The organism is Pseudonocardia sp. (genome assembly GCF_025965585.1).
In the GTDB taxonomy this organism is placed as follows: domain Bacteria; phylum Actinomycetota; class Actinomycetes; order Mycobacteriales; family Pseudonocardiaceae; genus Pseudonocardia.
On sequence record NZ_JAOPWR010000081.1, the window covers coordinates 1 to 11,392 of the forward strand.

The 11,392-nt window shown below is 72.5% G+C and carries 13 protein-coding genes; 9 read left to right on the forward strand and 4 right to left on the reverse strand.

All coding sequences use genetic code 11. The features are described from left to right. Positions 1–221: 221 nt before the first annotated feature. Positions 222–995 carry an NAD(P)-dependent oxidoreductase gene (locus JWR81_RS05250; protein ID WP_297647256.1) on the reverse strand — a complete coding sequence of 258 codons (774 nt, stop codon included), beginning with the start codon at positions 993–995 and terminating at the stop codon, positions 222–224. Between the two features lie 32 nt (positions 996–1,027). On the opposite strand from JWR81_RS05250, the gene JWR81_RS05255 reads away from it, so the two are divergent. Further along, complete coding sequence (locus JWR81_RS05255) at positions 1,028–1,657, forward strand: alpha/beta fold hydrolase (RefSeq protein WP_297647260.1); 630 nt, start codon at positions 1,028–1,030, stop codon at positions 1,655–1,657. On the opposite strand, the gene JWR81_RS05260 is transcribed toward JWR81_RS05255, so the two are convergent. After that, positions 1,648–2,007, reverse strand: coding sequence for a VOC family protein (locus JWR81_RS05260; RefSeq protein ID WP_297647262.1), 360 nt, complete (start codon positions 2,005–2,007; stop codon positions 1,648–1,650). The genes JWR81_RS05255 and JWR81_RS05260 overlap by 10 nt on opposite strands. 99 nt (positions 2,008–2,106) lie before the next feature. Here JWR81_RS05260 and JWR81_RS05265 point away from each other — a divergent pair, with 99 nt between their 5' ends. Beyond that, positions 2,107–2,784: a TMEM175 family protein gene (locus tag JWR81_RS05265; protein WP_297647264.1), complete on the forward strand. Its 678-nt coding sequence runs from the start codon at positions 2,107–2,109 to the stop codon at positions 2,782–2,784. Here the strand turns inward: JWR81_RS05265 and JWR81_RS05270 are convergent, their stop codons facing one another. Then, entirely contained in the window at positions 2,785–4,335 is a 1,551-nt protein-coding gene (locus tag JWR81_RS05270) for a phosphatase PAP2 family protein (RefSeq protein ID WP_297647268.1), read from the reverse strand. It abuts the gene before it with no gap. Between the two features lie 123 nt (positions 4,336–4,458). Here JWR81_RS05270 and pafA point away from each other — a divergent pair, with 123 nt between their 5' ends. Continuing rightward, positions 4,459–5,820, forward strand: coding sequence for a Pup--protein ligase (pafA, locus tag JWR81_RS05275; RefSeq protein WP_297647270.1), 1,362 nt, complete (start codon positions 4,459–4,461; stop codon positions 5,818–5,820). 241 nt (positions 5,821–6,061) lie between these two features. Here the strand turns inward: pafA and JWR81_RS05280 are convergent, their stop codons facing one another. After that, positions 6,062–6,310, reverse strand: coding sequence for a hypothetical protein (locus JWR81_RS05280; protein ID WP_297647273.1), 249 nt, complete (start codon positions 6,308–6,310; stop codon positions 6,062–6,064). A 127-nt stretch (positions 6,311–6,437) separates the two neighbouring features. On the opposite strand from JWR81_RS05280, the gene JWR81_RS05285 reads away from it, so the two are divergent. The 6 genes from JWR81_RS05285 to JWR81_RS05310 all read left to right on the forward strand — a co-directional run. Next, positions 6,438–7,427 (forward strand): YafY family protein, encoded by a 990-nt coding sequence (locus JWR81_RS05285; RefSeq protein WP_297647277.1) that lies wholly within the window; start codon positions 6,438–6,440, stop codon positions 7,425–7,427. Continuing rightward, the gene (locus JWR81_RS05290; RefSeq protein WP_297647280.1) at positions 7,424–8,392 is read left to right on the forward strand and encodes a YafY family protein; all 969 of its coding nucleotides are present in this window, start codon (positions 7,424–7,426) and stop codon (positions 8,390–8,392) included. The genes JWR81_RS05285 and JWR81_RS05290 overlap by 4 nt, the downstream gene beginning before the upstream one ends. A 95-nt stretch (positions 8,393–8,487) precedes the next feature. Beyond that, on the forward strand, positions 8,488–8,682 hold the full coding sequence (locus JWR81_RS05295; RefSeq protein WP_297647283.1) for a hypothetical protein: 195 nt from the start codon (positions 8,488–8,490) through the stop codon (positions 8,680–8,682). Positions 8,683–8,733: 51 nt separating this feature from the next. Beyond that, complete coding sequence (gene tatA / locus JWR81_RS05300; RefSeq protein ID WP_297647285.1) at positions 8,734–9,015, forward strand: Sec-independent protein translocase subunit TatA; 282 nt, start codon at positions 8,734–8,736, stop codon at positions 9,013–9,015. Positions 9,016–9,024: 9 nt separating this feature from the next. Next, entirely contained in the window at positions 9,025–9,999 is a 975-nt protein-coding gene (gene tatC, locus JWR81_RS05305) for a twin-arginine translocase subunit TatC (protein WP_297647288.1), read from the forward strand. Between the two features lie 73 nt (positions 10,000–10,072). Next, positions 10,073–11,392, forward strand: a 1,320-nt coding sequence (locus JWR81_RS05310) for a DEAD/DEAH box helicase (protein WP_297647291.1), incomplete at its 3' end; no start/stop codon positions are given.

Genomic DNA, 11,392 nt, shown 5'->3' on the forward strand with positions numbered 1-11,392 from the left:
CCCCCTCGTCCGAGGCCGTGGGTGGCGACGATGCCCCCGCCGGCGGGGGCGCGGTCGACGGCGCCTGACGTCCGGGGCCGTGGTCCACGCGCGCATCGTGTCACCGACGCGTGCGTCGCTTCGTGTCACGACGCGTGCGTCGCTTCGTGTCACGACGCGTGCGTCGCCTCGTGTCCGACGCGTGCGTCGCCTCGCGCGCGCCGGGAGGGAACGCGCGTGGGTCAGCTGCGCTCGCCCAGGGGGAACCGGGTGAACATGCCGCCCACCAGCGGCTCGTCGTCCCCGCTCACGTCCGGCGCGAAGACCTCGGCGTCGTCCTGCGGCCGGTAGCCGATCGCGGCGCCCGCCGCGGGGGAGGCGAAGCCACGCGTGTTGGCCGACATGCCCCACACGACGCGGTGCGCGGGCGGGCCGGTGTGGGCCAGGCAGGCCTCCACCAGCCGCGCGCAGTCGTCGAACGACAGCCAGGTGGCGAGGTCGCGGGTCCGGCGCGGGCGTTCGGCGCAGGTGCCGATGCGCAGGCTGGTGACGTCGAGGCCGCGGCGGTCCGCGTACAGCGCGCCGAGCGCCTCCATGGCCACCTTGCTCACGCCGTAGTAGGTGTCCGGGCGCAGCGCGACGTCGGCGGGCAGATCCGGCTCCACAGGTGTCATGCCCGTGGCGTGGTTGCTCGACGCGAGGACGACGCGCGGCACGCCGGCCCGCGCCGCCGCCTCCAGGACGGTGCGGGTGCCGTGCACGTTGACGTCGAGGATCTCCTCCCACGGCGCCTCGCTCGGGATGCCGCCCAGGTGGACGACGGCGTCGACGCCCGCGCAGGCGGCGTCCATGAGGGCGGTGTCGGTGACCGTGCCCGTGAGGACCTCCACGCCGTCACCGGGCTCCGGCGCCGCGACGTCCAGCAGCCGCAGGGTCCGTCCCGGCCGTGCCAGCCGGGAGCGCAGGGCCAGCCCGATGCGCCCGGAGGCCCCGGTGATCAGCACGCGTCCGCTCATGGGCACATAGTGCCCGCCGTAGGCTCGGGCGCATGATCGAGTCCCTGTGGCTGACGGCGTCCGACGGAGTCCGGCTGGACGCGGAGCTCGCCCTCCCGGACGGACCCCCGCGGGCGGGCATGGTGGTGTGTCACCCGCACCCGCAGTTCGGCGGCTCGATGCGCACCCTCGTCGTCCAGGCGCTGTTCGACGCCCTGGCCGGGCACGGGATCGCGTGCCTGCGGTTCGACTTCCGCGGTGTCGGGCGCAGTGCCGGGACCCACACGGGCGGCGACGCCGAGCGGCTCGACGTCCTGGCCGCCGTCGAGGCGCTGGGGGAGCGGCTGGAGCCGACCGTGCCGCTGGTGCTGGCCGGCTGGTCGTTCGGCGGGGACATGGCGCTGTCGGTGGCGCCGGAGCGCATCGCCGCCTGGTTCGGCATCGCGCCGCCGCTGCGCTACGCCCACGACCTCGACGTGGTGGCGGCCGACCCGCGCCCGAAGCTGCTGGCGCTGGCCGAGGGCGACGAGGTGCGCGCGCCGTCGGAGGTGGTGGCGCAGGTGGCCGGATGGGCGAACACGCACGTCGAGGTGCTGCCCGGCGCGTCGCACTTCTTCGCCGGCAGCACCGGCCTGCTCGTCGGGCTCGCGGTGGGGCTCGCGGGCGAGCTCGCTCAGGCGTAGCTGCGCAGCTCGACGCCGTTGCCGTCGGGATCGCGCAGGTAGATGCCGCGGCCCTGGCCCCTCGCCCCGAAGAGGTCCTTGGGTCCGGCCACACCGTGCTCGGCGGCGAGCGCGTCGAGATCGGCGTCGACGACGAGCGCCACGTGCTCCATGTTGGTGCCCGAACGCTCGCCCGGCAGCACGTCGATGATCGTGCCGGCGCTGACCCGTAGCGACGCGAACGGCACGTCGCCTGCCCGCCACGGCTCCAGCCGCTCCGGCTCCAGGCCGAGGACATCCCGGTACCAGGCGATCAGCCGCTCCGCATCGGGGGTGACGAGCACGATGTGGTCCAGTCCGACGACCCGCATCGCCGCAACGAACCAGCGCGCGCACTCCGTGTCAACCGATCCGGGCCAACCGGCCGGGATATCGTCGCGCACCAGATCGAAATGGGCCGAAGGAGCTGCATGGAGACCGCCGAGGGCGACTACGCGGGCACGAGCGGCGCGGAGGTGGCGGACAACTCGCTCGGACGGCTGCTGGCCCTCTGCGACGGGGTGTTCGCGATCGCGATGACCCTGCTGGCCCTGGACCTGCGGGTGCCGGAGCTGCCCGGCACGGTGACGAACGGCGCTCTGCTGCACGCGCTGGGCGAGGAACTGCCGAGCATCTACACCTTCCTGCTCAGCTTCTACGTCGTGGCGAACTACTGGTTCTCCCACCACCGGCTGATGCGGTCGGTCACGGCCACGCACCCCCGGCTGCTGCGGCACACGCTGCCGCTGCTGGTCCTGGTGGCAGGGCTGCCGTTCCCCAGCGCCCTGCTCGCCACCTACGGCGCCCACCCGCCGCTCGCGTTCGCGATCTACGCGTCCGTGAACATCCTGGCGTCGGTGGTGCTGCTCCGGCTGCGCCACGACGTGCAGAAGTACCGTCTGGCCACCACGCCGGTCGACCCCGGCGAGTGGAGGCGCTCGGGCTGGGAGCTCTGGGGCAACCTCGCCGGGTTCGTGGTCTGCATCCCCGCAGCCTTCCTCTTCGGGAACGAGGGGCTCTGGGCGCTGCTGCTGCTCCTCGTCAGCGGTCGCGGGCCCGCGGCGTGGCAGTGGCTCAAGCGGCGGCCGCCCCGTCAAGCGGCTGCCTGATCACACGCGCTGGAAGGGCCGGTCGCGTCCGGTCCAGCGATCCTCGTCGCGGCGGTACACCGGGATCGGCTCCTTCGCCACGCGGAAGGTGTAGCGGCCGGCGGTCTCCACGACCTCGCCGTCGGTGGCGAGCATGCCGGGCTCCGCGAGCTCGACGTCGAACTCGGGCACCTCGCGCTGACCGTAGACGCGGCTGTGGCCGAGCGCGCCGAACACGAGCGCGGTGACGGCGCGCAGCCGGGAGAACCGGATGTCGGCACGCAGCCACCGGACGTCGAGCAGCCCCGAGTCGAGCGTCGGCCGCCACGCGGGCACCATGCCGCGCGGGTGGTACGGGCCGTTGCCGACGAAGAGGAACCACACCTTCGTCCAGCGACCCTCGATCCTGACCTCGACGGCCTCCGCCCGGTGCAGCACGACGACCAGCGCGGCGGCGAACGCCGGCCACTTGCCCCACCTCGGCTCCCACTGCTCGCGGAGCCGGACGAGGTCGGGGTAGGAGCCGAGGCTCGCGGTGTTGAGGAAGCAGCGCAGGCGCACCACGTCGTCGCTCGCCGGGTCGGCGCCGTGGCCGGGGTGGACGTCCACGAGCGCGAGGTCGACGGCCACGGCCTGCCCCGCGCCCGTCGCGTCGACCGCCTCCTGGAGGTCGTAGACGCCGACGTCACGGGCGAAGTGGTTGAGCGTGCCGGTGGGCACCACCACGAGCGGCAGCCTGCGCCGGCCCGCCACGGCGGCGGCCGCGGCCACCGTGCCGTCGCCACCGGCCACGCCGACTGCCCTGACGGTGTCGCGATGGGCCTCGACCGCCTCGTCGAGCTGCTCGTCGAGGTCGCGCTCCGGGACGGCGCGCACGACGACGGCATGGGGGAGGGCGGCCTCCAGCTCGTCGGCGGGATCGTGGTTCGCGTCGCCGGAGCGCTGGTTGGAGACCATCACCAGACCGGCGCCCCCGGGCAGCTCGGGCACGGTGTCGAGCGGCCGTGCGCGGGCCTCGTCCTGCTCCCGGACGGGCCACCAGCGCCTGGTCGCCCACGCGATGCCGCTGCCGAGCGCGGCGCCGGCGAGCACGTCCGAGGCCCAGTGGACGCCGACGTGCACCCGCGAGTAGGCGACGCCCGCGGCCAGCGGCGCCAGCACGAGCCCGGATCGCGGGCTCTCCATCGCGACGGCCGTGACGAACGCCGCCGCCGACGCCGCGTGCCCCGACGGGAACGACGACGAGGTCGGCGGGTGGGAGATCGTCTGGTAGGCCGGGAGCTCGGACGCGGCCGGGCGGCGGCGCGGCAGCACTGGTTTGAGGCCGGCGTTCGCGGCCGCGCTGGCGAGCCCGATCGACAGCAGCCCGCGGGCGGCGGCCTTGCGGGTGGCGCCGCGCCTGCCGGCCAGCAGCGCTGCGACCGTGAACCAGATGAGGCTGTGGTTCGCCGCCGTGGAGAGGGCTTTCATGGCGCCGTCGCCGGCGGTCGGGGGCAGGCCCGACACGGCGCGCGAGATCGCGCGGTCGCCGTCGTTGACCTTGTCCAAGCCCCGCCGCACCAAGCTGATCATGCTCGGACCCTACGGTGCGCGAACCGGACAAGCGTGAGCCGGATGTGGTCGGTGTCGTGACGCACGCGCTCCCGATGCGTTGCGGACGCCCCACAAGCGCTTCCTTCCGCTTACGCTGGGGTGATGCAGCGGCGGATCTTTGGTGTCGAGACCGAGTTCGGGGTCACCTGCACCTTCCACGGCCAGCGACGCCTCTCCCCGGACGAGGTGGCGCGCTACCTGTTCCGCCGCGTCGTCTCGTGGGGGCGGTCGTCGAACGTCTTCCTGCGCAACGGCGCCCGGCTCTACCTCGACGTCGGCAGCCACCCGGAGTACGCCACGGCCGAGTGCGACTCGCTCGCGCAGCTCGTGGCACACGACAAGGCGGGCGAGCGGATCCTCGAGGACCTGCTGGTCGACGCCGAGCGCCGCCTGGTCGACGAGGGCATCGGCGGCGACATCTACCTGTTCAAGAACAACACCGACTCGGCGGGCAACTCCTACGGCTGCCACGAGAACTACCTGGTCGCCCGGGCAGGCGAGTTCTCCCGGATCGCCGACGTGCTGCTGCCCTTCCTCGTCACGCGCCAGCTGATCTGCGGTGCGGGCAAGGTGCTGCAGACCCCGCGGGGCGCGGTCTTCTGCCTCTCCCAGCGCGCCGAGCACATCTGGGAGGGCGTCTCCAGCGCCACCACCCGGTCGCGTCCCATCATCAACACCCGCGACGAGCCGCACGCCGACGCCGAGCGCTACCGCCGCCTGCACGTCATCGTGGGCGACTCCAACATGTCCGAGGTCACCACTCTGCTGAAGGTGGGGTCGGCCAGCCTGGTGCTGGAGATGATCGAGGCGGGCGTCCAGTTCCGGGACTTCACCCTCGACAACCCGATCCGCGCCATCCGCGAGATCAGCCACGACCTCACCGGTCGCCGCACCGTGCGCCTCGCGGGCGGGCGTGAGGCCAGCGCCCTGGACATCCAGCGCGAGTACTACGCGCGTGCCGTGGAGCACGTCGCCGCCCGCGGCGGCGAGGACCCCACCACCAACCGCGTGCTGGAGCTCTGGGGTCGCACGCTCGACGCCGTCGAGACGCAGAACCTGTCGCTGATCGACCGCGACATCGACTGGGCCATCAAGCACCGGCTCATCGAGCGCTACCGCGCCCGTGACGACATGGACCTCGCCAACCCGCGCATCGCGCAGCTCGACCTCGCCTACCACGACATCCGCCGTGGCCGGGGCCTGTTCGACCTGCTGCAGCGCAAGGGCCTCGTCGACCGCGTCACCGACGACGGCGAGATCGAGCTGGCCAAGGACACCCCGCCGCAGACCACCCGGGCCAAGCTCCGCGGCGACTTCATCGCCGCCGCCCAGGCCGCCGGGCGGGACTTCACGGTCGACTGGGTGCACCTCAAGCTCAACGACCAGGCCCAGCGCACCGTGCTGTGCAAGGACCCGTTCCGGGCGGTCGACGAGCGGGTGGACCGGCTGATCGCCTCGCTGTAGTCGGCCGGGCCGCTCGGCGCGCTGGAACAGGGCCCTGCCCGGCGGTGGCCATGACCGGTCGGCACGGCGCCGGCCGGTCCGGAGTCGGTCACGGCCATGGGACCGGCGTGTCGTCACCAGTGAGGGCGACGGCCCCCGCGGGCACGGTCGTGCCCCATCGATCCCGTGGATCACGCCGAGCGGGCGCTCCTACCTGATGGAGCCCCCGTCGGCGTCACGATCCGTGCTGCCGTTCCGACAGTCAGGACGGGGGCGTGCCCAGCATGCGCTCGCGGATCTCGGCCAGCGAATCCTGCACGGACGCGGACGACACGGTCTCGTCGTTGCGTCCCGGCTCGATGCCGAACGAGCGCAGCAGCTCGGCGGCCGGCCCCGCAGGGTCACCGGCCTCTCCGAGCACGGGGTGCAGCCCCTGATCGGCCAGGTGGTGGAACACCAGGTTCACGACTGTCCACGGATTGAAGGTCTCGGGTCCCGACGGTGCGCCCATGGTCGGAGCGTCGTGCGATCGGGGTCACAGGTCAAGGGGGTCGGGTGTCGCAGAGTGAGACGGCCCGGCCCGGGCGCTTCGGCCGGTCGGCCACGAGGCCGGTCCCCCCGGTCGTACGATGCCCGGCGTGTCCTCCGCACGGGCCGAGCGTCTGGTGAACCTCGTGCTCTGCCTGCTGTCCACCCGGCAGTTCCTCACGGCCGAGCGCATCCGCGGCATCGTGCCCGGGTACGCCGACGCTCCCGGTGACGAGGCCTTCTTCCGGATGTTCGAGCGCGACAAGACCGAGCTGCGCGAGCTGGGCGTCCCACTCGAGACCGGGCGGCGGTCGAGCTTCGACACCGTCGACGGCTACCGCATCGCCCGCCAGGACTACGAGCTCGGCGAGATCGACCTCGACACCGACGAGGCCGCGGCCGTGGCCCTGGCCGCCCGGCTGTGGGACTCGCCCGAGCTGGCGGCCCCGGCGCAGGGCGCGCTGCTGAAGCTCCGCGCGGCGGGCGTCGAGGTGGACGAGGACCAGGGCCGCGTCCAGCCCCACGTCCGGGCCGGGGAGCCCGCGTTCGCGCCGCTGCTGGCGGCCGTGCAGGCCGGGCGGGCCGTCACGTTCGACCACCGCCGCGGCGGGCCGGGAGGCGAGGTCGCCCACCGCACCGTCGAGCCATGGGGCGTGGTGTCCTGGCGGGGACGCTGGTACCTCGTCGGTTTCGACCGCGACCGCGACGCGCCCCGGTCCTTCCGCGTCTCGCGCATCATCGAGCCGATCCGCGCGATCGGCCCCCAGGGCGCCGTGAAGGTTCCCCCGGGCGTCGACCTGATGGGCATGGTGCGGCGCAACGTCGACCCGCCGCCGGTGGTGGGCACCGCCCGGGTCTGGGTGGCCGCCGGTCGTGGGTACGGCCTGCGGAGGCTCGGCACGGTGGTCGGCCCCCGCACCCACGGCGGCCGTCCCGGCGACGAGCTGGAGCTCGAGCTGCGTGGCAACGACGCGGTGGCGCGCTGGCTGGCCGGGCACGGCCCCGACGTGGTGGCGCTCAGCCCCCCCGAGCTGGTGGAGCAGGTCCGCGCCAACTGGGCAGGCGCCGCGGCGGCCCATGAGACACCGGTGCCGACGTGAGCGGCACGGGCGGCGTCGCGGACCGGTTGCCGCGCCTGCTCTCGCTGGTGCCCTACCTCCTGGCCCGGCCCGGCATCCCCATCGCGGAGGCCGCGGCCGATTTCGGCACCACCGAGCGCCAGCTGCGCCGCGACCTGGAGCTGCTGTGGATGTGCGGGCTGCCCGGCTACGGCCCGGGCGACCTCGTCGACATCTCCTTCGCCGGCGACACGGTCAGCGTCATCGAGGACGCCGGCATGCGCCGCCCCCTGCGCCTGACCACCGCCGAGGCCACCGCACTGCTCGTCGCGCTGCGCACGCTCGCCGACGTTCCGGGTGTCGTCGACACCGCAGCCGTCCGCCGGGCCACCGTCAAGATCGAGCGGGCCGTCGGCGACGCGGGTAGCTCCGCCGTCGCCGTGGACCTCACCGTGGAGGAGGAGGTCGCCACGGTCGTCGTGCGGGAGGCGCTCGCCGCCGGTCGGGCGATGCGGATCCGGTACTACACGGCGGGCCGCGACGCCGTCTCGCAGCGCACGATCGACCCCATGCGGCTGCTCATCGTCGAGGGCCGCGGCTACCTCGAGGCGTGGTGCCGCAAGGCCGAGGGCGTCCGGCTGTTCCGGCTGGACCGCGTGGAGGACGTCGAGGTGCTCGACGAGCCCTCCGCCCCGCCGTCGGACGCCGAGCCCACCGACGTCTCCGCGGGGCTGTTCCGCCCGACCCCGGAGCACCGCTCGGCGGTGCTGCTGCTGGAGCATGACGCGCTGTGGGTGGCGGAGTACTACCCCGTGGACGAGGTGGTGGAGCTCGAGGGCGACCGCGCCCGGGTGCTGCTGCGTTACTCCGACCCCGCGTGGCTGGTGCGGATGGTGCTGGGGCTGGGCGGGAAGGCCCGGGTGCTGGAGCCGCCGGAGCTGGCCGACGCCGTCGCCCACCGGGCGAGGGCGGCTCTCGCGGTGGGCGACGGCGGTCCGGCTTCCTGAGGGGGCCTGCTCTCCGCCCGTGTGCGAGAGAGGTCCCGTCGGCCCGGACGGCGATGCGGACGAACGGGTGGCCTGCCGTCTGAGACGATCACGGCATGGGCTATCTCCCTGCCGCGGTCCTGGTCGTGATCGGTGTCGTGCTGCTCGTGGTGCTGGTGCTCGTCGTGCGCCGGCACGCCGGGCTCGCCTCCCGGGAGGCGGACTCGTTGCGCCGGGACGTCGACACCGCCACGTCGGCCCTGCGACAGGGTGCGCAGGTGCGACGGGGGAGACGCGCAGGCGCCTCGTGACCGTGTGCCCCGTATGGTGGGATCGTCACGATCGACGAGGAGGTAGGCATCATGCCTGGTGGCTGGGAATGGCTGATCATCATCGGGGTCCTGTTGCTGCTCTTCGGAGCGAAGCGGCTTCCTGACATGGCACGGTCCGTCGGCCAGTCCGCCCGCGTCTTCAAGGGCGAGATGAAGGGGCTGAAGGAGGACGGCAAGGACGAGAGCGCCGCCGCCACGCCCACCGACCCGCCCGCTGCCACGCCGCAGCCCGCGCCGCTGCCCGCCGCGCACCCCGCGCCCCAGCAGCCCTCTGCGGCCACCCAGCAGGGCACCAACGGCCCAGCGCAGTAACCTCAGGTCGTGGCGAGACTCTCCCTGCGTCGGGGCGGTAGACGGCCGAAGAGCCCGGACGGCACGATGTCGCTCGTCGAGCACCTCTACGAGCTGCGCAACCGCCTGGGGATCGCGCTCGTCGCGATCGTCATCACCACGATCTTCGGCTACATCTGGTTCGGTACGGCGCTGTTCGGCTGGCCGAGCCTCGGCGAGATCCTCAAGCAGCCCTACTGCTCGATCCCGGCGTCGTCCCGGGCGGTGTTCACGGCCGACGGCAGCTGCAACCTGCTGGGCACCGGGCCGTTCGACCAGTTCGCCCTGCGCCTGAAGGTCGGCGCCACCGCCGGCATCGTGCTGGCCTGTCCGATCTGGCTCTACCAGATCTGGGCGTTCATCACCCCGGGCCTGTACGCCAAGGAGCGCAAGTACGCGCTCACGTTCGTCTCCTGCGCGGCCGTGCTGTTCGTGGCCGGTGCGGTGCTGGCGTTCTTCGTCGTGTCCCAGGGCCTGTCGTTCCTGCTCCAGGTCGGCTCCGACGTCCAGACCACGGCGCTGTCCGGCGACGCGTACTTCTCGTTCGTCATCGCGCTGCTGCTCATCTTCGGGGTCAGCTTCGAGCTGCCGCTGCTCGTGGTGATGCTCAACCTGGTCGGCGTCATCAGCTACGACAAGCTCAAGGCGTGGCGCCGCGGCCTGATCTTCGGCCTGTTCGTCTTCGCCGCGATCGCGACGCCGGGGCAGGACCCCATCTCGATGACGGCGCTGGCCGCCGCGCTGACGCTGCTGTTCGAGCTCGCGATCCAGATCTCGCGGATCAACGACCGCAACAAGGCGAAGAAGCGTGCGGACGAGGGCTGGGACGACTGGGACCCCGACAGCCCGTCGCCGCTGGACACGGCCCCGAGCGCCATCGACACCTCACCGAGCGTCATCGCGCCCTCCACGATCCCGGCCCCTGAGCCGGTCGAACGGCCGAACCGCCTCGACGACGTGACCTGATCGCCGGACCCACCGTGACCCGTTCCACAGGGCACGGCGGGTCCTCCGGCTCCAGGTGTGCAAACCTGGAGGTGTGGCCAGCAGTTCCAGGGCTCCCGCGGAGGCCTACGCCGCCGCCAGGAGGCGCGTCGCTCGTCCCCAGCTCGCCGAGTTCGCCGGGAGTCTTCCCTTCGATCTCGACGGCTTCCAGGAGTCGGCCTGTTCCGCACTGGAGGACGGGCACGGTGTACTCGTGTGCGCCCCGACCGGCGCGGGCAAGACCGTGGTGGGCGAGTTCGCCGTGCACCTCGCGCTGGCCCAGGGCCTCAAGTGCTTCTACACGACGCCGATCAAGGCGCTGTCGAACCAGAAGTACTCCGACCTCGTCGCCCGCCACGGCGCCGACGCGGTCGGGCTGCTGACCGGCGACACCGCCATCAACGGTGATGCCCAGGTGGTGGTGATGACCACCGAGGTGCTCCGCAACATGATCTATGCGGGCAGCCGTCACCTCGAGCACCTCGGCTACGTCGTGATGGACGAGGTGCACTACCTCGCCGACCGGTTTCGGGGCGCGGTGTGGGAGGAAGTGATCATCCACCTGCCCGAATCGGTGCGCATGGTCTCGCTCAGCGCCACGGTATCGAACGCCGAGGAGTTCGGCGACTGGTTGCAGGCCGTGCGCGGCCACACCGAGGTGATCGTTTCTGAAGAGCGGCCCGTTCCGCTCGACCAGCACATGCTCGTGCGGCACAAGCTGCTCGACCTGTTCGACGGCACGGGTCAGGCGACCACGAGCCGGGTGAACCCCGAGCTGATGCGCATCGCGCGGTCGGCGGGAGCACCGATGTCGCGCAATCGCAACGACAACCGCGGGCGCAGCGGAAAGTCGCGGTACCGCCCTCAGCTCAGCGAGAGCGCACGCATGGATCGGGCGGAGATCACCGATCTGCTCGACGAACACAATCTGCTGCCCGCCATCTTCTTCATCTTCAGCCGTAACGGCTGCGACCAGGCCGTGAAGCAAGTGCTGCGGGCCGGTGTGCGCCTCACCACGGCCGAAGAGCGCGAAGAGATTCGCTACATCGTAGATGAACGCTGCCGAACCCTGCTCGACGAAGACCTCGCGGTGCTGGGCTATTGGGAATGGCTCGAAGGGCTCGAGCGCGGTGTCGCCGCCCACCACGCGGGGTTGTTGCCGGCCTTCAAAGAAGTGGTCGAAGAGCTCTTTCAGAAGAAGCTGGTTCGCGTGGTCTTCGCCACCGAGACGCTCGCCCTCGGCATCAACATGCCGGCGCGCACCGTCGTGCTCGAGAGTCTCGAGAAGTTCAATGGCGAGGGCCGGGTTCCCATGACGCCGGGGGAGTACACGCTGCTCACCGGCCGGGCCGGCAGACGCGGTATCGACGTGGAG